21 protein-coding genes are annotated in these 20861 nt (G+C 59.3%); 17 read left to right on the top strand and 4 right to left on the bottom strand.

The genetic code is table 11. The features are described 5' to 3' along the window. Positions 1-347 precede the first annotated feature (347 nt). The 5 genes from RMO51_RS01375 to RMO51_RS01355 all read left to right on the top strand — a co-directional run bounded on the left by RMO51_RS01375 (position 348) and on the right by RMO51_RS01355 (position 3192). Positions 348-1103, top strand: a complete 756-nt coding sequence (locus RMO51_RS01375) for an SDR family oxidoreductase (protein ID WP_310391332.1) — start codon at positions 348-350, stop codon at positions 1101-1103. Between the two features lie 38 nt (positions 1104-1141). After that, entirely contained in the window at positions 1142-1609 is a 468-nt protein-coding gene (locus RMO51_RS01370; RefSeq protein WP_310391330.1) for a DoxX family protein, read from the top strand. A 70-nt stretch (positions 1610-1679) separates the two neighbouring features. Beyond that, positions 1680-2150, top strand: a complete 471-nt coding sequence (locus tag RMO51_RS01365; protein WP_310391329.1) for a carboxymuconolactone decarboxylase family protein — start codon at positions 1680-1682, stop codon at positions 2148-2150. Between the two features lie 229 nt (positions 2151-2379). After that, positions 2380-2508, top strand: a complete 129-nt coding sequence (locus tag RMO51_RS01360) for a hypothetical protein (RefSeq protein WP_310391328.1) — start codon at positions 2380-2382, stop codon at positions 2506-2508. Between the two features lie 126 nt (positions 2509-2634). After that, a complete protein-coding gene (locus tag RMO51_RS01355; RefSeq protein ID WP_310391326.1) occupies positions 2635-3192 on the top strand; it encodes an NAD(P)H-dependent oxidoreductase in 558 nt (185 codons plus the stop codon). Between the two features lie 160 nt (positions 3193-3352). Here the strand turns inward: RMO51_RS01355 and RMO51_RS01350 are convergent, their stop codons facing one another. Continuing rightward, complete coding sequence (locus tag RMO51_RS01350) at positions 3353-3490, bottom strand: hypothetical protein (RefSeq protein WP_310391324.1); 138 nt, start codon at positions 3488-3490, stop codon at positions 3353-3355. A 388-nt stretch (positions 3491-3878) separates the two neighbouring features. Between RMO51_RS01350 and RMO51_RS01345 the strand changes: the two genes are divergently transcribed. The 11 genes from RMO51_RS01345 (at position 3879) to RMO51_RS01295 (ending at position 17915) form a co-directional block, all read left to right on the top strand. After that, positions 3879-6563 (top strand): sigma 54-interacting transcriptional regulator, encoded by a 2685-nt coding sequence (locus tag RMO51_RS01345; RefSeq protein WP_310391322.1) that lies wholly within the window; start codon positions 3879-3881, stop codon positions 6561-6563. 692 nt (positions 6564-7255) lie between these two features. Next, positions 7256-7840, top strand: a complete 585-nt coding sequence (locus tag RMO51_RS01340; RefSeq protein ID WP_310391320.1) for a hypothetical protein — start codon at positions 7256-7258, stop codon at positions 7838-7840. A gap of 100 nt (positions 7841-7940) precedes the next feature. Beyond that, positions 7941-8972 carry an alpha/beta hydrolase gene (locus RMO51_RS01335; RefSeq protein WP_310391319.1) on the top strand — a complete coding sequence of 344 codons (1032 nt, stop codon included), beginning with the start codon at positions 7941-7943 and terminating at the stop codon, positions 8970-8972. A 230-nt stretch (positions 8973-9202) separates the two neighbouring features. Continuing rightward, positions 9203-10042, top strand: a complete 840-nt coding sequence (locus RMO51_RS01330) for an alpha/beta hydrolase (RefSeq protein WP_310391317.1) — start codon at positions 9203-9205, stop codon at positions 10040-10042. Between the two features lie 120 nt (positions 10043-10162). Continuing rightward, positions 10163-10603: an organic hydroperoxide resistance protein gene (locus RMO51_RS01325; protein ID WP_310391315.1), complete on the top strand. Its 441-nt coding sequence runs from the start codon at positions 10163-10165 to the stop codon at positions 10601-10603. A gap of 98 nt (positions 10604-10701) precedes the next feature. Continuing rightward, positions 10702-11643 (top strand): alpha/beta hydrolase, encoded by a 942-nt coding sequence (locus RMO51_RS01320; protein WP_310391313.1) that lies wholly within the window; start codon positions 10702-10704, stop codon positions 11641-11643. A gap of 54 nt (positions 11644-11697) precedes the next feature. Next, the gene (locus RMO51_RS01315; RefSeq protein WP_310391311.1) at positions 11698-12756 is read left to right on the top strand and encodes an alpha/beta hydrolase; all 1059 of its coding nucleotides are present in this window, start codon (positions 11698-11700) and stop codon (positions 12754-12756) included. Positions 12757-12819: 63 nt separating this feature from the next. Beyond that, positions 12820-13467 carry an isochorismatase family protein gene (locus RMO51_RS01310; protein ID WP_310391309.1) on the top strand — a complete coding sequence of 216 codons (648 nt, stop codon included), beginning with the start codon at positions 12820-12822 and terminating at the stop codon, positions 13465-13467. 94 nt (positions 13468-13561) lie between these two features. Then, the gene (locus RMO51_RS01305) at positions 13562-15481 is read left to right on the top strand and encodes an amidohydrolase (RefSeq protein ID WP_310391307.1); all 1920 of its coding nucleotides are present in this window, start codon (positions 13562-13564) and stop codon (positions 15479-15481) included. Between the two features lie 80 nt (positions 15482-15561). Next, positions 15562-16242 (top strand): YoaK family protein, encoded by a 681-nt coding sequence (locus RMO51_RS01300; RefSeq protein ID WP_310391305.1) that lies wholly within the window; start codon positions 15562-15564, stop codon positions 16240-16242. A gap of 257 nt (positions 16243-16499) precedes the next feature. Then, positions 16500-17915 (top strand): alginate export family protein, encoded by a 1416-nt coding sequence (locus RMO51_RS01295; protein WP_310391304.1) that lies wholly within the window; start codon positions 16500-16502, stop codon positions 17913-17915. 581 nt (positions 17916-18496) lie between these two features. Here RMO51_RS01295 and RMO51_RS01290 read toward each other — a convergent pair. From RMO51_RS01290 to RMO51_RS01280, 3 genes are all read right to left on the bottom strand, one after another. Next, entirely contained in the window at positions 18497-18934 is a 438-nt protein-coding gene (locus RMO51_RS01290) for a hypothetical protein (RefSeq protein WP_310391303.1), read from the bottom strand. Positions 18935-19012: 78 nt separating this feature from the next. After that, positions 19013-19759 carry a hypothetical protein gene (locus tag RMO51_RS01285; protein ID WP_310391301.1) on the bottom strand — a complete coding sequence of 249 codons (747 nt, stop codon included), beginning with the start codon at positions 19757-19759 and terminating at the stop codon, positions 19013-19015. Between the two features lie 59 nt (positions 19760-19818). Further along, positions 19819-20361 carry a thermonuclease family protein gene (locus tag RMO51_RS01280; RefSeq protein WP_310391300.1) on the bottom strand — a complete coding sequence of 181 codons (543 nt, stop codon included), beginning with the start codon at positions 20359-20361 and terminating at the stop codon, positions 19819-19821. A 97-nt stretch (positions 20362-20458) separates the two neighbouring features. Between RMO51_RS01280 and RMO51_RS01275 the strand changes: the two genes are divergently transcribed. Next, on the top strand, positions 20459-20674 hold the full coding sequence (locus RMO51_RS01275) for a hypothetical protein (protein ID WP_310391298.1): 216 nt from the start codon (positions 20459-20461) through the stop codon (positions 20672-20674). The last annotated feature ends 187 nt before the right edge of the window (positions 20675-20861 follow it).

Here is a 20861-nt window from a genome sequence, read left to right as displayed (position 1 = left end):
TCGATGGGCAAGCAACTCGACAACCGAGCCCAACTAGCTTAGTTGCTTAAGCGGCACGGGCAGCAAACCGAGCCCGAAGCTTTCACTGCCGTCCATGCTTTGCAAAAATTCCTGGGCCGGTCGAGCCTAAACCCCACTCACCTTGACTTCATTCCTCCAAGCGCCTTCCAGCTCAGCAGCTGCGCCTTCTGCATCAAGTAGGCACGTTGACGTGGCCCGCAAGCACGGGGAATGAAACCGCGTTGCCAGCACCTCCCACTGCCCGTTCAGGCTTAAACCAGGACGAGGTGGGCCACCAAAATCAGTCATAAATCCAGCCTGAAAAGCAGGCTATTACTCAACAACGTATGAAAATTGTCGTCATTGGCGGAAGTGGGCTTATCGGAGCCAAAGTTGTCGCCCGGCTTCGCCAGCAGGGTCAGGAGGTAACAGCTGCCTCGACCAGTTCGGGAGTGAATACGGTGACCGGGGAAGGCTTGGCCGATGCCTTAGTCGGCGCCCAGGTGGTGGTAGATGTCGCCAATTCCCCTTCTTTCGAGGACGGGCCAGTCATGGCGTTTTTTGAAACGTCAAGCCGCCACTTGCTCGCGGCCGAAGCCGCCGCCGGGGTGCAGCACCACGTCGCGTTGTCCGTGGTGGGGATGGAGCGCATGCAGCAAAGCGGCTACTTCCGGGCCAAACAAGTGCAGGAGGACCTCATCAGGGCTTCTGGTGTTCCTTACACCATCGTGCGCGCCACCCAGTTCATGGAGTTTATAGAGGTTATCGCCGCCATATCGACGGAAGGGACCACCGTGCGGCTCTGCCCGGCGGGCATCCAGCCGATAGCTTCCGACGACGTGGCCGAAGCCATGGTCGATGCCGCAATCGGTGCGCCCCTAAATGGCATACTGGAAATCGCGGGCCCGCAACAATTCAGTTTGAGTGAGCTGGTCCAGCGCTTCTTAACCAAAAAGAAGGACCCGCGCCAAGTGATGGCCGACCGCCACGCCCGGTATTACGGGGCTGAGCTAGCCGAGCACACTTTGGTTCCGGAGGACAACGCGTATCTCGGCAAAATCGACTTCGAGACCTGGTACGCCAGTCAACCAATCAAGGCGTAATCGGGAGCACTACGGCCCCACACTCTGCTCCACTTATCATGCTGAAACGTCCGGAATACATTGTCGCCTTTGCCCGTTTGGCCCTGGGGGCGGGGCTGCTTTCGGCCGTGGCCGACAGATTTGGATTATGGGGAACTCCCGGGCAACCCCATGTGGCGTGGGGCGACTGGGCTCATTTTGTGGCTTACACGGCCCAGGTCAATTCCTTCTTACCCCCGGCGATGGCCCCGAGCCTGGCGGCCCTGGCAACCCTGGCGGAGACGATGCTCGGCACCAGCCTTATCCTGGGCCTGGGGACCCGTCTAGCTGCCTGGGGAACGGGCTTGCTCACGCTGACTTTCGCGTTGGCCATGACCATTTCCTTCGGTTTTAAAGCCCCACTGGACTATTCGGTGTGGGTAAATGTGGCCGCGGGCCTGCTGTTGACCCAGGCCTCTGGCTACTCTTGGAGCCTGGATGCGTGGTGGGCCAATCAGCATCCCCAGCGGCCCTACAGCATTTTCTAATGGAGGTAGGCCGTTCTCCTATTTGCTGGTACGATAAATTTTTTACCAATCCTTTTTCTTACTGCTTGCCATGTCTAAAACCTTCAATTCAACTCCCGTTGTACCCCAGCCGCGCTTTGTGCTGCATCTGGTTGAGCCCCAGGCTTACGCCGGCTTGCTGTTACTTGATAAGCACTTGGCCCAATCGGCCCTGACCAAGACGCACTGGCACTTAATTAAAGTGCGCACTTCCCAAGTGAACGGCTGTGCTTACTGCATTCAATCGCATTCTGAAGAAGCCTTGGGGCATGGCGAAACCGAGCAGCGCTTGCGTGCGCTGCCAGCGTGGCGCGAGTCGCCCTACTTCACGGCCGAAGAGCGCGCCATTCTGGCCTTCACGGAGGAGGTGACGCTGCTCGTGCCGTACCAGCTCCGCGATGCAACCTACGACGAGGTGGTGCGCCTGCTGGGCGTGCCTTACCTGGCCCAGGTCCTACTCGCCGTCACCAACATGAACGCCTGGAACCGGCTCGGCATCGCCGCGCGCCTAGTCCCCGCCTAATTCCCCTCTGCCCGTGTTCCTTATCCAGACCGCGACCACCGGAGAAATGATTATGACCTGTCTGCACCACCTGCGCCCGAAACTGGTGCCGGAGACCTTTCTGCCGCAAATCCGAGCCATACAGCAATAGAGCTGCGAGCTCATTTATGTGCAGGCCGCGGAGAAATAGTGGCCGTGGCAGGCTTTCGTTACCTGCACCAGCTCTTCGCGGGTTGGTTGCTCTACATCAATGATTTGGCTACGCTACCCGCCGCGCTACGCCAGCCACATGCTCTATTATATCACGGCGGCAGCCCATGAGCGCCACCTAAAAGGAGTCGCCTTGGATACCGGCCTCGGCAACGAGGTAGCAGTGTAGCGACCTGCTCGGCAAACGAAGCCGTTTAGAATGTTGCAGAGCGGACGCCGGATGAGCATGACGTTCTGAACGACTTTTTCGACCTCCTAAACTGCTTCACTCCCAACCACTTTAATTTTCAACATCATGAACAAAGTAATTGGCCTAATCGCAGGAAGCCTGCGTAAAGAATCGTTTTCTAAAAAAATAGCCAACACTCTACTGCCGATAGCCCCCCAAGGGTTTGAGTTCCGGCTGATTTCGTTGGACGGACTGCCCATCTATAATCAAGACTTCGATGACCACAACGAAGTGCCGGCGACCTATACGGCTTTCAGGGACGAGATAAGGGCGCTGGATGGCGTTATTTTCATCACGCCGGAATACAACCGGTCGGTGCCGGGCGTATTGAAAAACGCGCTGGATGTCGGCTCGCGGCCGTACGGCAAAAACGTATGGGACGGTAAACCGGCGGCGATTTTTAGCAATTCGCCGGGCAACATCTCTGGCTTCGGGGCCAATCACCATCTGCGGCAAAGCCTGGTGTTTCTCAACGTACCCGCCATGCAACAGCCGGAAGTTTACCTGACCAAGGTAGACGAGCTTTTTGACGAGAATGGGACCATGCACGAAGGCAGCACCAAGCAATTCCTCCAACAAGCGGTAGCTGCTTACCTCGTCTGGTTCCAGAAGAACGCGGCCTAAGCAGCTTTTGGTTGTCTGTTTGCTAAGAGGGCCCCTGTACGGGGTTTTTCTTCTAAAATAGCGAATTGCACGCTAAGCCCTTTCTAGAGGGTGTTTGGGAATTATGATAGCCGATGTGGAAAATCAATTCGCCCGTGGGCGTAATGGTGTCGGTGTTTTTCTAATAAGAGATGAAGTCTACGCCCAGGCGCTGGAATTCCTTTGGCGCATTGACCAGCGCTTGGGTTAAGTGAGCAAACTGGCCGTAGCGCCAGACCAACACCGCGTCGAGCTGTCGTTTCTTGGCGGCCGCCATCATGCGTTTGTACTGGGTTCAGTCCTCGCTGATGTCCGAGGTCTGGTCTACGTATTCTTCCGCCACGGCAAATTTCCGCGGCTGGGCATACTCGCGCAGCTGCGTCTTCAGGTCCTAGTTGCCGTTTCTTTCAGGGCCTGCTGCGCCTCGAAAGACCCTTGTGCACTTTTTGAGCTTGCGGGTCAAGCCGTGGGAAATGCCCCAACGCGGAAATCAAGGTTGACATTTCAACTGCATAAGTCCTAGTGCTATGTAAGTCATGAAAAAGCTCCAACATATAAGTTGGAGCTTTTTGTGTTTTAAGCCAATGCTAGCTTAAGTAATTTAAAAACTTACTGGTTAGATTAGTAGACATATCTGCTCTTCCTCCGCTGTGCCAACCGATTTACCTATGAAAAACGCACACATAGGCATCGCAGAACCGCAATCCAAAAGGGCCGCGGGCCGAAACTCTCCGAACGCGCTTCTCAAGCAGGTTACCTCATATGAACAGGAGAAGGCCATCTTGCTGGCTCTGGGCGATGACCTCACCAAGGTGCGGGAGAAAGCTGACTTAATTACTTTATTTTCTTCCCGGCTGAAGGGTTTGTTTTACTTCACGCACGCTCTTGTAACGCTGATTGACCCGCTCCACAAGACCTATAGCCCCTTTCTGCTCGATCCGAATCACCCCGCCAAAAAACACCCTGATTATCCCGAACTCATCAAAAAAGTTTATCGGCTTGATGCGCCGGTTATCGACCAGGTTGTCGTCGCGGAAGGCCCACTGATTTTTCGGCTGGAAGATATCCTACAAGTTCCCGAGCTTCCGCCGTTTATAAAAATGAACTACGAGTGCGGCACTCGGGAGATAATGATGACGCCACTGAAAAGCAAGATGGAAACCATCGGCTTCATCCTGGTTTATTCCGACCGGACGGACAGCTTCACCAGCGAATTCAAGGGCATTTTGCAAGGTATTGCCCCGCAGCTGTCCAGTGCCGTTTGCAACATTGTCATCAACGAGGAAATCAACCGAAACGACCAGGTAAACGAGGTGTTGCTGTCCCTGAGCAACGACATGGTGAGCGTCCGCAACCGCCTGGACCTGCTACGGGTCATCGACACGAAGCTGAAAAAGCTCATTGACTTCTCTCACAACGTAATGACGGTATTGGACGGTAACGGTGAGACTTACAAAGCTTTCTTAACGGACCCCGACTCGAAATCAAAGGATTATTCAAAGTATACGGAAGCCATTTCCGTTCCCTACCCGGTCAACGACGGAATCTACAACGCCGCCGTCGCCTCCGACCAGCCCCTGCTCTTCAATATTCGGTCGCTCGACCTGAGCACGACCCCACTGTGGCTTAAGCTCAACCATGCGGCGGGAGCCCGCGAAATGCTGATTAAAGTGCTGCCGGAAGACGGGGTGCCGAAACACAGCCTGATATTATTTGCGGACAAGCTTGGCACTTTCGATGAAGCCTCCATCGCCATTGTAAACCGCATTTCCAGTCAATTAGCCACGGCGGCCAAAAACATTGCCGCCAACGAAGAACTACTGAGCAGGGAGCAGGAGAAGTCATTCTTGCTGGATTTCAGCCGGGACATCGCCGGCGTCAGGACCAAGGATGACCTTGAACAAGCCATCGCCAAGGTATTGGAGCATGTGCTGCACATCCGGCTGGCCATGATTCGCATTATTGAGGATGATGGCGTCAGCCTGAGCCCTTATATGTACGACAAATCCGTGTTTCACGGGGCAGAAAGTCTCTTCCAAGAGCTGGCTTCCAAAACGATATGCATTGATGAGTACCTGACGGCCAAGGTATTGAATAGTGAGGGTCCGATTGTTTTTGATATCGAAGAAGAAGACCGGAAGGGCATCAGCGTTCAATACCTACCTCTATGGAAGAAGTTTGGGCTAAAAAACGCCTATGGAGCCCCCCTGCGGGTCGGCAATAAGGCGATTGGAACACTGTGGCTGGTAGCCAATGAGCTGAACCTGACCTTGCTCCAGGGGATTTGCGCGCAGATATCCGTCGCCATCTCCAATATTCAAGTGAATGAGCAGGTGCTGGCTTACAAACAACAGCTCGAATTTGAAAATGACCACCTCAAGGAACAGGTAAAAACTATCTACAACTTCTCGGAAATCATTGGCAGCGGCCCGGAGATGGAAAAGGTGTACCGCCTGATGTCGCGCGTGTCAGAGTCTAATTCGACGGTGCTGATACTGGGCGAAACCGGCACTGGCAAGGAGCTTATTGCGCGGGCGATACACCAGGCCTCACCGCGCAAAAATAAGCTCATGGTAAAAGTGAACTGCGCCGCCTTGCCCGCCAACCTGATTGAAAGCGAATTATTCGGCCACGAAAAAGGCTCGTTTACGGGCGCGTTCGACCGGCGAATTGGCAAGTTTGAATTGGCGCACAACAGCACCTTGTTTCTGGATGAAATTGGGGAGCTGCCCCTGGAGCTGCAGGCCAAGCTCTTGCGCGTGATTCAGGAGCGCGAATTCGAGCGGGTAGGCGGAAAAACGACCGTAAAAGTCGACGTTCGGATTGTAGCGGCAACGAATGCGAACCTGGAAGGTGAAGTCCATAGCGGCCGGTTCCGGTCCGACCTGTTCTACCGGCTGAATGTGTTCCCTATCACCCTGCCGCCCCTCCGGCAACGCACCGAGGACATTGCCCCCCTGGCAGATTTTTTTCTGGCCCGCTACAGCAAACTGACGGGCAATAAAGTGACGGGGATTACACCCACCGCCCATCAGCAACTGCGGGCTTACTTATGGCCTGGTAACGTGCGGGAGCTAGAACACCTGATTGAGCGTAGCGTCCTGCTGGCTAATGGCAACATGCTACGCGAAATTGATTTGCCGAAAAGCCAGGACAGTGACCATTCACTGCAAAACACCTTTGCGAACACGACGCTGGACACGATGGAGCGCAGCTTCATCGTCGAGATACTGAAGCGGTGTAGTGGTAAAATTTCGGGGGCGGGCGGTGCAGCAGAAGTGTTGGATATTCCTTCTACGACCCTGCATTCCAAGATGACCAAGCTGAAAATCATGAAAGTAGAATATTTTTAGTAATAAAGCTGTCCGCGGCGGGTGGGCTTGCGCCCGAGCCGACCAGATGAATATAAAGGGGGCTAATTCTATGAAAATAGGGTTAGTCCTTTTGCATTTGACGCGCTTCTGAAGTACTGGCACAGCGAAGCATAAAGTCAGAATTAGAGTGCACGGTATATCGCCGATGCGAGCGGGGTTTCACGGCATATAGAGAAAACTCAAACCTCAATACGAACATAAAATTTTGTATATCAATCATTTATACAAATGGCACAGCTGTTGCAAGCACTAGTAAGTCGGGTAGGATGGGAATGAGCAAGTCATCTATCTCCAAAAACACGCTTTTAGTTCACCAACAAAAAGTGCTTTGTCAACCGGCCTGCACAACGGCTCAATAGAGCCAATTTCTTCGACGGATGTGGCCTAGCAATGACCGGGGTCACGTTGAGCGCGCCGCGCGACGGCATATTCACAATTGCGGGGCCGGCTCTTTCCCCTATTCGTGCAGCGCATCACAAACCCCACGCCAGCGCCCTGCCAAGCCGGCCAACCTCACGACGAGCCGATGAGCTGCCGCTCGCTTTAAAGCCAACTACAGGGCCGGTAGGGAGCCTGTTCTTCCCCGCCGTTTGCCCAATCCACTGTCGCTGCCATTGCTTGATTCTGGCGGAAAGCGCCTTTTCATCGCCTGATAGGCATATCTACTTTCTATGTTCTCCTCACTGTTTGCGCACATTGCCCGCTACGTGTCCCTGACGCCGGCCGAAGCCGCTATGCTGCAAGGGCATCTAAGCCACCAACGGCTGGCCCAGTACGATTTGCTGCTGGTGGAGAGTCAGATATGTTTGGCCAGCTACTTCGTGCTGCAGGGTTGCCTACGCACGTACTTCCTCGCCGACGACGGGACCGAGTACACCACGCAAATCAGTGCCGAGAACAGCTGGGTGACCGATTACAACAGCCTCGACGCGGGCACTCCCTCGCAATACTACATCCAAGCGGTAGAGCCCACGGTGGTAGTCGTGTTCAGCCGGCTCGTGCAGGACGAGGTATTCCAACTCCTGCCGACGCTGGAACGGTACTTCCGCCTCCTGCTGCAACGGTCCGTCGCCGCGGCCCAGTTTCGGGTCCGGTTGCTCTTCAGCTTGTCGGGGGAGGCGCGTTATCACCTCTTCACCCAGGCCCTGCCAGGCATCGTGCCGCAGGTTCCACCCCACATGCTAGCACCAGCGGCAGCCGGCGTGCCGGAAATTTTAGAAAAGCTCTCCAGGCTGCATACTTACGCCCGCGCCTAGCGCAGTGGACTTACGGCTGCTACCCGGACGCGACGCGGCGGATAAGCGGGGCACTCGTCTTCATCCTGTTTGAATCCCCTCAATTGTCAAGCTTCTTCCCATGAAAAACGCAGAAAATCTTGTTTTAGAAAGACATGCCGCTACTGGCCTGACGCCGCAGCCGTTTGCCACCGACCCGAACCTGGACCCGCAGGTCATCGAATTCCTTGAAGGCCTAAACACCGGCGGCCCCGGCCTGGAAACGCTGACGCCGCTGGCCGCGCGCCAGGCACTGACTGATGCGCAGGCTTCGGTCGATGTAGAGTTGTCTGGCATTGAAGTTCACGAAACAACCATTCACCAGGACGGCTATAAGGTGCCGCTTCACCTCGTGCGGCCGGCCGGGACAACGCACCAGGTGCTGCCCGTGTTCATCTTTGTCCACGGCGGCGGCTGGGTCCTGGGCGACTTTCCCACCCACCAGCGCATGGTGCGCGACCTGGTGGTAGCGACGGGCTACGTCGCCGTATTCGTGAATTACACCCGCACGCCGGACGCGCATTTCCCGCAGGCCATTCACGAAATTTATGCGGCCACAAAATGGGTAGCGGAAAACGGGAACGCCATTGGCGTGGACGGGCAGAACCTTGCCGTGGTGGGCAACAGCGTGGGCGGCAACATGTCGACCGTAGTTTGTCTGCTGGCCAAGTGCTCCGGCGGCCCCAAAATCAAGCTTCAGGTGCTGATGTGGCCCTTGACTAACGCCGATGTGACCACGGACTCCTACCAGCAGTTTGGTCAAGACCGGTTCCTGACGACTTCGCTCATGAAGTGGATGTTCGACCTCTACACCACCGACCCCACCGAGCGTCAACTCAGTACTCACTCGCCCCTGCAAGCCACCTCCGAGGAGCTGCGCGACCTACCGCCCGCCCTGATTCAAGTGGCCGAAAACGATGTGCTGCGCGACGAGGGCGAAGCCTACGGCCGACAGCTCAGCGCGGCGGGCGTCCCCACCACCACCATTCGCTACAACGGCATGATTCACGACTTCGGCCTGCTCAACGGCCTGGCTACATTGCCGGCTACCCGCTCCCTTTTTCGGCACGCCGCTGCCGAACTCAAACATTACTTAGGCCAGGGCCAGCTCTGAACGAATAAACGCGGCGTTTCGATAGACCTGTCTGACTTTCAACCCAGCTAGCGCTGCTGAAAGGCGCGGGTCGCCTGCAAGATGATGGCAATCTGAGTGGTCCACTTCCTAGCAAGCGCAGTGCAAGCAGCCTGCTGATAAGCAACGCGAAGTATTCCGAGGATTCATTGAGAATCGCCCCAGGCGCTGAGCACAATCCCGATTTCCTTTCTCACCAAACCAATACCGCCATGTCTCCTATTTTCATCCGCCGATTCTCACTCACCGGCCTGCTCTTAGCTGCCTCCTTCAGCACCCTGTTTGCCCAGTCTCTATTGACTTCCCGGGTCCACTCAGGCACCCCCAGCGGAGCGGTAGGTGACAGTCGGGCGGCCGCCAAGCCCACTATTGTGCTCGTGCACGGTGCCTTTGCCGACGGTACCAGTTGGCAGCACGTGATACCCCTGCTGGAGCACGACGGCTACACCGTCATTGCCGTTCAGAACCCGCTCACCTCCCTGGCTGCGGACGTGGAAACAACCAAGCGGATGATTGACGCGCAGCCCGGGGCAGTGGTTGCCGTTGGGCACTCGTACGGCGGGGCAGTCATCACCGGGGCCGCAGCAGGCAATGCCCATGTGAAAGCCCTGGTGTACATCGCTGCCTTTGCGCCTGAGGCCGGCGAGCCCATTGGGGCCTACAGCAAAAAGTATCCGGCCGCGCTCGACCAGGCGTTGCTGCCCGATGCCGCCGGCTTTGTCTACATTGACCGGAAGCAGTTTTGGGAGCTTTTTGCCAAAGACGTGCCGCTGGCGGAAGCACGGGTAATGGCGGCCACGCAGAAGCCCATCATCGGCAGCGCCTTCGCCAGCTCCGTGCCGCGGGCGGCGTGGAAGACGATTCCTTCCTGGTATTTGGTCACTCAACAGGACCAAGCCATCAATCCGAACCTGCAACGCTTTTACGCCCAACGAATGGGCGCCAAAACCTCCGAAATCAAGGCTAGCCACGTGCCCTTTATCTCCCGCCCGGCGGAAGTTGCCCGGTTGATAAAACAGGCAGCCAGTGCCCCGATGGTCGCGGTAAAATAAAGCGTGTCAAGAAGGGAAGGAGCATCCGAATCCGTCGCGGCTCTGTCAGGCGCCATCGGCCTTCGCTCGTCTTTTCTCACCATCAATCACTTCATCTCTTCACCCTAACACGCAAACGCCATGTTAAAGGAAATCAACCTCCCCCAAGTCGAATCAGCCTACTACACGGCCCACACCCATACCACGGGCGGGCGCGACGGCGCTTCCCGCAGCTCCGACGGCCGCCTGGACATTAAACTGTCGACCCCGGGCACTTCCGACAGCGGTACCAATCCCGAGCAGCTGTTTGCCGCCGGATGGTCGGCCTGCTTTATGGGAGCCATGAAGATTGCCGCCGGTAAAAGGAAGATTCGCTTTCCGGCCGGCGCGGCCATCGATACCGAAGTGGACCTGTGCAATACGGATGGCAGCTTCTTTTTGCAAGCGCGCCTCAACGTCAGCCTGCCGGGCTTGGCGCACGAAGTGGGCCAGGACCTGATGGAAGCAGCAAGTCAGACGTGCCCTTACTCCAAAGCAACCCACGGCAACATCGACGTGACCTACAAGCTGGTGGAAGCTTGAATCTGGCACGGAGCAGGCCGGCCCGATGCATACGAGCAGGCCGACTCAGCTTATTCGTAAAGAAAATGACTTCTGACTTTCCTAACACCCGCTCGTCAATGGAACCGACGCCCGTCTCCAGCGCGCCAGCCCAGCCCAGCTCCTTATCCATCAAGCAGGTGAACGCCGGGGTGCTAGACGTGGGCTACTACGAAGCCGGGCCGCACACGGGCCCGCCGGTGGTGCTGCTGCATGGCTTTCCGTATTCTATCGAGAGCTACGCGAGCGTCGCTCCTCTACTGGCTGCGCGTGGGTGCCGGGTCATCGTCCCCCATCTGCGCGGCCACGGCACCACGCGCTTCCTGGAGGGTTCAACGCCACGCTCCGGGCAACAAAGCGCCCTGGGCGCCGATGTAATTGCGTTGCTCGATGCCTTGCAGTTGAAGCGGGCCGTTCTGGCCGGGTACGACTGGGGCGGCCGTGCCGCCTGCGTCGCGGCCGCCCTGTGGCCGGAGCGGTGCACGGGATTGGTATCCGTCAACGGCTACCTCATTCAGGACATTGCCAAGGCCAGTAGGCCGCTTGCCCCAACCATCGAATCCGGGCTTTGGTACCAGTATTACTTTCAAACCGAGCGCGGACGCGCCGGGCTGACGACCAACCGCCGCGAACTGGCCCGCACGCTCTGGGAGCGTAACTCGCCCACCTGGTCCTTCGACGGGGCCACACTGAACCGGCACGCCAGCGCGTTCGACAACCCGGATTATGTGGAGGTGGTGATTCATTCCTACCGCCATCGGCTGGGCCTGGCGGCCGGCCATTCCGCCTATGAAGACCTTGAACAACGCCTAGCTGCCCTGCCTGCCATCACCGTGCCGAGCATTACCCTCGACGGCAAAGTTGATGGCGTGGTGCCCGCCACTGACGGCCGCGCCTCGGCGGCAAAGTTCACCGGCACGCGCGTGCACCGCGTCATTGAAGGCGCCGGGCACAACCTGCCTGAAGAGGCTCCCCAAGCATTTGCGGATGCCGTGTGGGAACTGGCATCCGCAAAACGCTAAATCCTCCTCGCCCAATTACTCTCCGCCACTGCTCTTCGTCACTTCGTAGAAACCATGTTTGAAGACTTCACTCACGGTCGTCGACGCTTTTTGGGCGTAGCGGCCCTCAGTTTAGCTGCCGCAGAGTTCGGGCTGTTCGATTCTGAACCGGCGCATTCCGCTCCGCTGCACTCGGTTGATTTGCCTGAAGGCTCGGGGATAACCACCTCGTCCTTTGGCACCCTGAAACAAATCACGGCGGGCGTATTAAACGTGGGCTACGCGGAAGCCGGCCCGGTTAACGGTCCGACGGCCGTCCTGCTGCACGGCTGGCCCTACGACATCCACAGCTTCGTTGACGTGGCCCCGCTGCTGGCCGCGGCCGGCTACCGAGTCATCGTGCCGCACCTACGCGGCCACGGCACCACGCGGTTCCTTACCGGGGAGTCCTTCCGCAACGGTCAGCAGATTGTAGTTGCGCTCGACATTCTGGCCCTGATGGATGCCCTCCAAATCAAGAAAGCCATTCTGGCGGGCTATGACTGGGGCGCGCGGACCGCCAACATTATCGCGGCACTCTGGCCCGAGCGGTGTCAGGCCCTGGTATCCGTCAATGGCTACCTCATCAATAACCGGGAACGCAACCAGTTGCCCTTGTCGCCCAAGGCCGAGCAGGGCTGGTGGTATCAATATTATTTCGCCACCGAGCGTGGCCGAGCCGGTCTGGAGGCCAACCGGCGCGAGTTGGCCAAGCTCATATGGAAAGCCAATTCGCCGACCTGGGCTTTCGGCGAAACCGCCTTCGCGCGCAGCGCCGCCTCGTTCGACAATCCGGATTACGTCCGCATCGTGATTCACAACTACCGCTGGCGGCTGAGTCTAGCCCCCGGCGACCCCCAATACGATGCCCTCGAAAAACGACTGGCTGCTGGCCCGGCCATTGCCGTGCCCACCATAACACTCGATGGCGACTCCGACGGCGTGGCTCCGGCCACGGATGGCACTGGGTACGCTAAAATGTTCACGGGCAAACGTACGCACCGCATCCTCAAAGGCATCGGTCATAACCTGCCGCAGGAGGCCCCTCAAGCCTTTGCTGACGCTGTCTTTGAAGTAGCAGGGCACACCGGCTAAGGACTACACACCCAATCGCCGATGGCACAAAAGCCGCCTATTTCACTTTCACCCCCCTTTTTCATGAAACTCTCACCTCAGCTCCTCGCCCCCGATAATCACGCCTTGGTCTTGATTGACTTAGAAGGGCAGATGGGTTTTGCGACCCACAGCATTAATATCACCGATTTGCGAAGCAATACGGCCCTCATTGCGGGGGCTTCCCGGATTTTCAACGTGTCGACCGTGGTGACGACCGTGGTCGAGGAAAGCTTTACCGGCCCGGTATTCCCCGAAGTTGAAGAGTTCTACCCGAAGGCCACTTCCAATTACCTCGACCGTACGTCCATGAACACCTGGGAAGACGAGGCGGCCTACCACGCCATAACCGGGCTGGGCAAAAAGAAAATTGTGCTGGCCGGGCTCTGGACCAGCATCTGCATCGTGGAGCCGGCTTTATCGGCCCTGGCCGACGGCTACGAGGTGTACGTGGTGGCCGATGTCTGCGGCGACGTGACCCTGGAAGCTCACGACCGGGCCATGCAGCGCATGATTCACGCCGGCGTGCAGCCCGTCACCGCGTTGCAGTACCTGCTGGAGCTGCAGCGCGACTGGGCCCGCACCGAAACCTACGCGCCGGTGATGGACCTGGTGAAGAAGTACGGCGGCTCTTACGGCCTCGGGGTGCAGTACGCCCAACACATGCTCCAACCCGAAGCCGCGCCGGCTTAAGTGAAGCAAAAGGTTTAGTGGCCGGTCGTGGGCTTTTCCATAGGAAATCTGCCCTTGCTTGATAAACCTCCACTTCCACTTACAAAACCTAGTCATGAGCGCTTCCCTAGTATTATACAACGGCCGGATTCACACCGTGGACCCGGCGCAGCCCGCCGCCACGGCCGTGGCCATCGAAGATGGCAAGTTTGTGGCCGTGGGCGACGACGCGACGGTAATACAGCTCGTGGCGGACGGCACCACGGTCATCGACTTGCAGAAAAAGCGGGTCGTGCCGGGCCTCAACGACTCCCACATTCACCTGATTCGGGGCGGGTTGAACTTCAACCTGGAATTGCGCTGGGACGGGGTGCCCTCGCTGGCCGACGCGCTGCGCCTGCTCAAAGAGCAGGTGGACCGCACCCCTTCGCCCCAGTGGGTGCGGGTCGTGGGCGGGTGGAGCGAATTTCAGTTTGCCGAGCGGCGGATGCCCACGCTGGCCGAAATCAACGCCTTAGCGCCCGATACGCCGGTGTTCATCCTGCACCTCTACGACCGGGCGCTGCTCAACCGGGCCGCGTTGCGGGCCGTGGGCTACACCCGCGACACGCCCGCGCCACCCGGCGGCCAGATTGAAAGAGACGCTAGCGGCGAGCCCACCGGCCTGCTGCTGGCCACGCCCAACGCCATGATTCTGTACGCGACGCTGGCCATGGGCCCCAAGCTTTCCTACGAGCACCAAGTCAACTCGACCCGGCACTTCATGCGCGAGCTGAACCGCTTCGGCATCACGAGCGTGATTGACGCGGGCGGCGGCTTCCAAAACTATCCCGACGATTATAAAGTGGTGAGTGAACTCAACGACAAGCAGCAGCTCACAGTGCGCATTGCCTACAACCTGTTCACCCAGCACCCCAAGGAAGAATTCGAAGACTTTAAGAGCTGGACCCAGTCGGTGAAGCTCCACCAGGGCGACGACATGTACCGCCACAACGGGGCCGGGGAGATGCTGGTGTTTTCGGCGGCCGACTTCGAGGACTTCCTCCAACCCCGACCCGACCTGCCCGACCACATGGACGCGGAGTTGGAGCGCGTGGTGCGCCTGCTAATCGAAAACCGCTGGCCGTTCCGCCTGCACGCGACCTACAACGAAAGTATCACTCGCTTTCTGGACGTATTCGAGAAGGTCGACCGGGACCTGCCGTTCGGGGACTTGCCCTGGATATTTGACCACGCCGAAACCATCGATGCCCGCAACATCGACCGGGTGAAGGCGCTGGGCGGCGGCCTGGCCATCCAGAGTCGCATGGCGTTTCAGGGCGAGTCTTTCGCCGACCGCTACGGGGCCGCGGCCGCCGAGCACACGCCCCCGGTGAAGCGGATGCTGGCGGCGGGCGTACCCGTGGGGGCCGGCACCGACGCCACACGGGTGAGCAGCTACAACCCCTGGGTAGCGCTTTACTGGCTGACGGTGGGTAAGACCGTGGGTGGCATGCAGCTGTATTCGGAAAACACGCGGCTGAGCCGCGAAACGGCCCTGGAGCTGTACACCCGCGGCAGCGCCTGGTTTTCGGGCGAACAGGATAAGAAAGGGGCCATCAAGGTGGGGCAGCTGGCCGACCTGGCAGTGTTGGACCAGGATTACCTCAGCGCCGCTGACGAGGACATCAAGCAGATTGAGGCCGACTTGACGGTGGTGGGCGGCACCATCGTGTACGCCGCGGGCAACTTCTCGTCGTTTTCGCCGCCCACGATTCCGATTCTACCCGACTGGTCGCCGACAACTATCCGCAACGGCTATCCGCCCAAACCGACGGCGGGCCGGCTGCTAACAGACCACCCGGCGGCTAGCGGCCACCTGCCGGCCTCGGCCAGCGCGATATCCCAACACCAGCTGTTGAGCAAGGTGCATCACTGCATCGGCAGTTGCGGCGTTCACGGACACGCGCACGATAAGGTGCGCACGAGCAACGTGCCGGTTTCCAACTACACGGCTTTCTGGGGGGCGCTGGGCTGTTCCTGCTTTGCGTTTTAACCGCCGGTTTCACCCCTGAAGGGCGCGGCGGCAAACGAGGCGCGGCTTTTCCTTCTCAACTGCTCAAGGCCTGACTCGGCATGGAAACGGATGACAAAGTACTGTACCTGAGTTTGCTGCTCACCTTCGTCGCCGGCTTTTGCGACACGGTAACGTTCATTGCCGCGGACGAGCTGTTCTCGGCCCACGTTACCGGCAACTTTATCGTGTTTGCCTACCATGTGGTGCAGGACGCCGCCACGGCCAACTGGGCCAAGCTGTTGAGCTTCCCCGTGTTCGTGGCGGCGGTGGTTGCGGGGCGCTGGCTGGCCCAAAAATCGACCAACCATTACGCCCTGCTGCTGGCCGAAGGCGGCCTGCTGCTGACCAGCGGTCTGCTGGCGCTGGTCCTGGCGTGGACCGGTACCGCCGCGCCGTGGCTCTGGCAGCTAACGGCCATGACCGTGGTGTTTGCCCTAGGCTTGCAGAATACGTTCGGTAAGCTCTTCGCCAAGGAAACCTACGGCCCCACGACCGTCATGACTGGTAACGTTACCCAGGCCGCCTTGGACGTGGCGGAGCGGCTGGCGGGCCCCCGTAGGGAACCCGGCCCAACGGGTTCAGTCAAAAACCAGCTGCTGGTTATCGGCGGCTTCCTTTTCGGCTGCCTGACGGGGGCCATTGGCGCCAAGCTGTTGGGCCTTTGGCCCGTGGCCCTGCCGGGCCTGTTGCTGCTAGGGCTGGCGTTCTTCCGGGGTGCTTCCAACCGGGAAACGAAGTAGCCTCACTCGAAAACCATACCAGGACCAACGTGCCCCTGACCCACTCTACTTTCCCGATGTCAACCACTTCCTTGCCCTCGCGGGCACCCTAGAGCCTTACGTGCCTGCTGCTGGCTCCCTGCTCGTCCGAGCTGATTACGGACTGGGCGTTATCGCTCCTCTAGGTGCTGGCCGGGTTGGCCCTCCTCCGGATGCAGGGCCTTAACAAGCCACTCTACACCCAAAGGCTTATCGCAACGCTTATTTCTTTTCGCACTATGAGCCTCGCGTGTCGTTTCTTCTCCGGCTGGTGGCCCGTCGGCCCGCTCTGTTTGTGGGTGACGATGGCTCCCGGCCAGACGGCTCCAGAAGTGCCGGAGTACGAAGCGGAACGCGCTAAAGAAGACTACCGCTATCTGGCGACTGATTCTGGGGTGCCGCCCGATGTATTCGACCCCATTAAGTTCATCGCGCTTTCCCGGTCCAAGACCACGTACCTGAGCATCGGCGGCGAGATTCGGCAACAGTACGAGCTGCTGCACAACGCGGGGTGGGGCGAAGAGCCCGAAGACCGCAATGGCTACCTGCTGCAGCGCTACCTGCTGCACACCGACTGGCACTTCGGTCGGAATGTCCGGGTATTCGGGCAACTAAAAAGTGGCCTGACGACCGGCAAGCGCGGGACACCCGACCTGCCCGACGAGGACCAGCTGGACCTGCACCAAGCCTTTATGGATGTGAGCACCGGAGGGGCCGGGAACGCCCTCACCCTCCGGCTCGGCCGCCAGGAGATGAGCTACGGTTCATCGCGGCTGATTTCTCTGCGTGAGGGTCCCACGGTCCGCCAGACCTTCGATGGGGCACGCGTGATGGGGCAGTCGCCGCGCGGGCGGCTGGAGGCCTTCGTGACTCGGCCCGCCACCACCAAACCCGGCATCTTTGACGACGAACCTAACCCCGAGGTCTGGTTCTGGGGCGTGTACGGCGTGCGGCTCCTCGCCCGACGGGCCGGGGGCCTGGACGGGTACTACCTCGGGTTCGCCAACCGCCAGGCCCGGTTTGCGCAGGGCCGCGCCGCCGAGCGCCGGCACTCGGTCGGCTTCCGGTGGTGGGGCGCGCCGGGCGCATTTCGCTATAATGCGGAAGCCGTTTATCAGTTCGGCCGTTTTGGGGTGGGCACTATTCGAGCGGGAACAGTTTCGAGCGAAGTGGGATATGGGTGGCAGAACTTGCCGCTCGCGCCTGCGCTGACGCTGCGCGCCGAGTACATCAGCGGCGACCGAAACTTGGCCGACCCAACCCTGCAAACCTTCAATCCCTTGTTTCCGAAAGGGGCTTACTTCGGCCAGGTCGCGCTGGTTGGCCCCGCTAACCTCTTCGACCTGCACCCCATTTTGACGCTGCACCCACTCGCCAGCCGCAACTTGACTATCCGTTTTGACTGGGCTTTCTTCTGGCGCGCCAGCCGCGCCGATGGCTTCTACACCACGCCCTACGTGCTGGCCCGGTCCGGCACCAGGGCGCAATCGGCCTACATCGGCGACCAGCTCACCGTGGAAGCCGAGTGGCCGCTGCAGCGGCACTTGCAGCTGGAGGTGTTCGTGACCCAATTCCGGGCCGGCACCTTCCTGCGCGAGTCGGGTACCGGACGCAACCTGACCTACCTCTCGCCGCGCGTAACGTTTCTCTTTTAACCCCGCGGCGGTGCCGCCCGGCGTATGCCGGGCCTCTGCACGCAATCCTTTTCCTGCTTCGTCATGATTACCCCTGCTTCTCAGCCCGAGCCCGTGCGGTTCAAATCATTTCTGCTCAACTGAACCTATATTTTCCCGGGTGTGCTGCTGCTCAACGCGGCCGTGGGTTGGGCCCTGGCTGGCCTCCACTGGCCGGAGTGGGCGCTTGTCGCTATCGTCACCGGCCTGCTAACCTTCGGCCCGTGGCTGGAGCGCACGTTTCGGGCGTGGCTGCGGCGGCCTTGAGGCAGTGAAATGAGCCACTATGCATTATTGTAGTGGCTTATGACATTAATTTTATTGCAAATCAAGCATATAAAATCGCTCGTTTACCTGTGCGACTTCGCACGTTGTTTGAACGGCAGTTGACGGCGGTGAAACAGACGGAAATGGTTCAGCAAACTTGTTCATTCACCAAAGTAAGGCGCCTCTTTAGCGAGAGCCCAAGACACAAAAAGCCGGTTCCTATCAAGAACCGGCTTTTCATTTACTGCAATAGAAACTGATGCTTTGCCAACGCTTTCGACGCTTGAATATCGGTCTTAGCCGTGAGCACATCCGGCGTGGGAGCAGCCTCCAGTGCCAACACCTTTGCCGTTTACGCGGGCGGTACAATTGGCATGCCCGCCACCAGTTCCCCCAAAAAGCGGGTTGTTGGGCAGAGGCTGCCCGCCGTTGCCATCCGGCACCTGGTTGAACAATACCGCTTCCTCGCCGGGCGTGCTTTGGGCTAAATGGTCCTCCAACACCTCCTGTCCGCTGTTGGCGTGCAGCGCCTGGGTGAGCAGCGTGTAGGTACTTACGTCCACGTTGTAGAGCTGGTTCAGCGCGTTCAGCTGCATGGCCGCGTCCTCGGCCGCCCCGATGGCATCCGAGAGCCGCTTGGTGTAGCACCGGGCTCGCCGGTCGGCCTTGGCCCGCAGGCGAATGGCGCGCTTCATGCGCGGCTTGAATTGGGCTTGGTAGGCCGTAAGTGCCACGATGGTGAAGATTTAGAAGGTGAAATAAAAACGGCCAGCCGCTGCCGACTGGCCGTTTCGTGCCGTGGGTGCTCCGGCCTAGGCCACGTACTCAATCGCCAGCGGGTTGGTGCTGTTGTTGTTGAGCGGGTAGAACTTCCCGTTAATCTGCTGGTAGAAATTAATGCCCACCACGCCCACCACCAAGTTGGCAGCGGCCGGAGCAGCCGGGAAGGTGGCCACGACCGCCTGATTCGCCAGCGGCGCGCTGTTGATAGGCAGGATGCCCAGCGGCGCCGCCACCACGCCGTTGGCGTATGTCAGCGACTCCATATCCAGCGACGAAGCCGCAAACACCACCTCGAAGTGGGTAGCGCCCTGCGGGGCGGCGATGTCCGAGGCCGGGTTCAGCGCCGGGATGCTCATCGTCACGTCAGCACCGGCCCCCGTCACTTCGTATGGGAAGTACATGGTCTGACCAATGCCGGCCCCGGCGTTGAAGTTGAAGCCCAGCAGGGGGGCCGAGTTGTCCGAGTCGAACACCCGCTGGCCGCGGTCGTTCGTGCCATCCAGGCCGATAATCTCGCGCATCTTTTGCGTGAGACGCGAGGCCACGCGGCTGTCGCTGGCCGCCGCAATGGCCACGCGCAGCGAGTCGCGGAGCAGCTTGCTGTATTTGGCCGACAAGCCGAATTCACTTGCGTTTTCGCGGGTACGGGCCATGCTGGCCTTGCTGTCGAAGGACGACTTATTGGAAGCGGGTTTTTGACGGACCGAGCCGTCTTTAGCGAATACAAGGCCGCCCACGGTGCCTTGCAGTCCCAGAATGCCAGTTTGTGAGGCCATGAGAAAAGGGGGTAAAAAGTGAGATAAAGAACCCGGCTGCTTTCACTTGCGCGACTTTGTTACCAGGTGCAGCCAACCCGGTAGCGCCGCTTGATTTCTGAATCGAAGGACCGCCACAGCTTCGGCGGCACCGCTTGGCTGACGCCACATTTCCACAGACCGCGCCCGGCCCGCTGCGCGGCCGTTTGCTGCGCCGCCCGCGCCGCTGCCTTGCGGTCAGGGTCGCTGGCCCAGGCCCAGCTGCACACCACCATCAGCGAATCCAGCGGTACCGGCCGTCCCGCAGCTGCCACCGTTGCCACCGGCAGCAGCACCGCACCCAGCGTCCGCCCGTACAGGTCCAAGCCAGCTTTCGCTACCATCACCACCCGCCCCGGCGCCAGCAGCCGCGCCACCGAGTCGGTGGCCTGCAGCCCGAACGCTTGGTCTTGCTCCGGCGCATCCGCGCCCAGCAGCCGCAGCCGATAAGTCGTAGTGCCTGAGAGCATGACGTAAGTATGGGCGTCGATGGCGCGCACGGTCATCGACAGCGGCGCGCCCGTCTCGCGCTGGCCCGACAGGCAGCCCGCCACCAGCGCCCCGACCACCGCCATTTCACCCATCCGTAAAATCGTCCGCTTGGTGTTCATGCTCCGAACCTACGGCCCGGTTTTAGCGGTTGTATCTTAGCCTGCCACTTTTACCCAAAACCGTTCCATTATGCCCCAGGTCTGCATCTGCCCGAAGGAGGCAGCCCAGCTTACCGGCACCAAATACAGCACGGCCAAGGTCCTGTTGCAGCGCATCCGTAAGCACTTCGACAAGCCCGCCCGCGCGTACGTGTCGGTGGCTGAGTTCTGCCAGTTCACCCACCTCCCCGAGGCGGAAGTTTCCCGCGCCCTGAACGGAACGACGGCGCAGGTCAACCGTAGCTAGAGTATAGCAAAAGCCACCCTCGCCCCACCCTGCGCCGTCCCGCCGCTGTCTCGTCCGGCTATAGCTATACAGGTGGAGGTGATAATCCGGCCTGCGCTTTACAGGCCGGGGTGGTAATCCGGATTGGACTTTACAGGTGAGGAAGATAAGCCGCGAATTTATTTCCGCCGCCAGGGCTGGGTGTCAA

The sequence above is a fragment of the Hymenobacter sp. genome, assembly GCF_031398885.1.
In the GTDB taxonomy this organism is placed as follows: Bacteria; Bacteroidota; Bacteroidia; order Cytophagales; family Hymenobacteraceae; genus Hymenobacter.
This window is presented reverse-complemented; position numbering and strand designations above follow the sequence as displayed.

What these genes read in the sequence shown, in the direction of transcription:
- RMO51_RS01375 (WP_310391332.1), top strand. Translation starts at nt 348, where the DNA reads ATGAAAATTGTCGTCATTGGCGGAAGTGGGCTTATCGGAGCCAAAGTT.
- RMO51_RS01370 (WP_310391330.1), top strand. Translation starts at nt 1,142, where the DNA reads ATGCTGAAACGTCCGGAATACATTGTCGCCTTTGCCCGTTTGGCCCTG.
- RMO51_RS01365 (WP_310391329.1), top strand. Translation starts at nt 1,680, where the DNA reads ATGTCTAAAACCTTCAATTCAACTCCCGTTGTACCCCAGCCGCGCTTT.
- RMO51_RS01360 (WP_310391328.1), top strand. Translation starts at nt 2,380, where the DNA reads ATGATTTGGCTACGCTACCCGCCGCGCTACGCCAGCCACATGCTCTAT.
- RMO51_RS01355 (WP_310391326.1), top strand. Translation starts at nt 2,635, where the DNA reads ATGAACAAAGTAATTGGCCTAATCGCAGGAAGCCTGCGTAAAGAATCG.
- RMO51_RS01350 (WP_310391324.1), bottom strand. Translation starts at nt 3,490, where the DNA reads ATGATGGCGGCCGCCAAGAAACGACAGCTCGACGCGGTGTTGGTCTGG.
- RMO51_RS01345 (WP_310391322.1), top strand. Translation starts at nt 3,879, where the DNA reads ATGAAAAACGCACACATAGGCATCGCAGAACCGCAATCCAAAAGGGCC.
- RMO51_RS01340 (WP_310391320.1), top strand. Translation starts at nt 7,256, where the DNA reads ATGTTCTCCTCACTGTTTGCGCACATTGCCCGCTACGTGTCCCTGACG.
- RMO51_RS01335 (WP_310391319.1), top strand. Translation starts at nt 7,941, where the DNA reads ATGAAAAACGCAGAAAATCTTGTTTTAGAAAGACATGCCGCTACTGGC.
- RMO51_RS01330 (WP_310391317.1), top strand. Translation starts at nt 9,203, where the DNA reads ATGTCTCCTATTTTCATCCGCCGATTCTCACTCACCGGCCTGCTCTTA.
- RMO51_RS01325 (WP_310391315.1), top strand. Translation starts at nt 10,163, where the DNA reads ATGTTAAAGGAAATCAACCTCCCCCAAGTCGAATCAGCCTACTACACG.
- RMO51_RS01320 (WP_310391313.1), top strand. Translation starts at nt 10,702, where the DNA reads ATGGAACCGACGCCCGTCTCCAGCGCGCCAGCCCAGCCCAGCTCCTTA.
- RMO51_RS01315 (WP_310391311.1), top strand. Translation starts at nt 11,698, where the DNA reads ATGTTTGAAGACTTCACTCACGGTCGTCGACGCTTTTTGGGCGTAGCG.
- RMO51_RS01310 (WP_310391309.1), top strand. Translation starts at nt 12,820, where the DNA reads ATGAAACTCTCACCTCAGCTCCTCGCCCCCGATAATCACGCCTTGGTC.
- RMO51_RS01305 (WP_310391307.1), top strand. Translation starts at nt 13,562, where the DNA reads ATGAGCGCTTCCCTAGTATTATACAACGGCCGGATTCACACCGTGGAC.
- RMO51_RS01300 (WP_310391305.1), top strand. Translation starts at nt 15,562, where the DNA reads ATGGAAACGGATGACAAAGTACTGTACCTGAGTTTGCTGCTCACCTTC.
- RMO51_RS01295 (WP_310391304.1), top strand. Translation starts at nt 16,500, where the DNA reads ATGAGCCTCGCGTGTCGTTTCTTCTCCGGCTGGTGGCCCGTCGGCCCG.
- RMO51_RS01285 (WP_310391301.1), bottom strand. Translation starts at nt 19,759, where the DNA reads ATGGCCTCACAAACTGGCATTCTGGGACTGCAAGGCACCGTGGGCGGC.
- RMO51_RS01280 (WP_310391300.1), bottom strand. Translation starts at nt 20,361, where the DNA reads ATGGGTGAAATGGCGGTGGTCGGGGCGCTGGTGGCGGGCTGCCTGTCG.
- RMO51_RS01275 (WP_310391298.1), top strand. Translation starts at nt 20,459, where the DNA reads ATGCCCCAGGTCTGCATCTGCCCGAAGGAGGCAGCCCAGCTTACCGGC.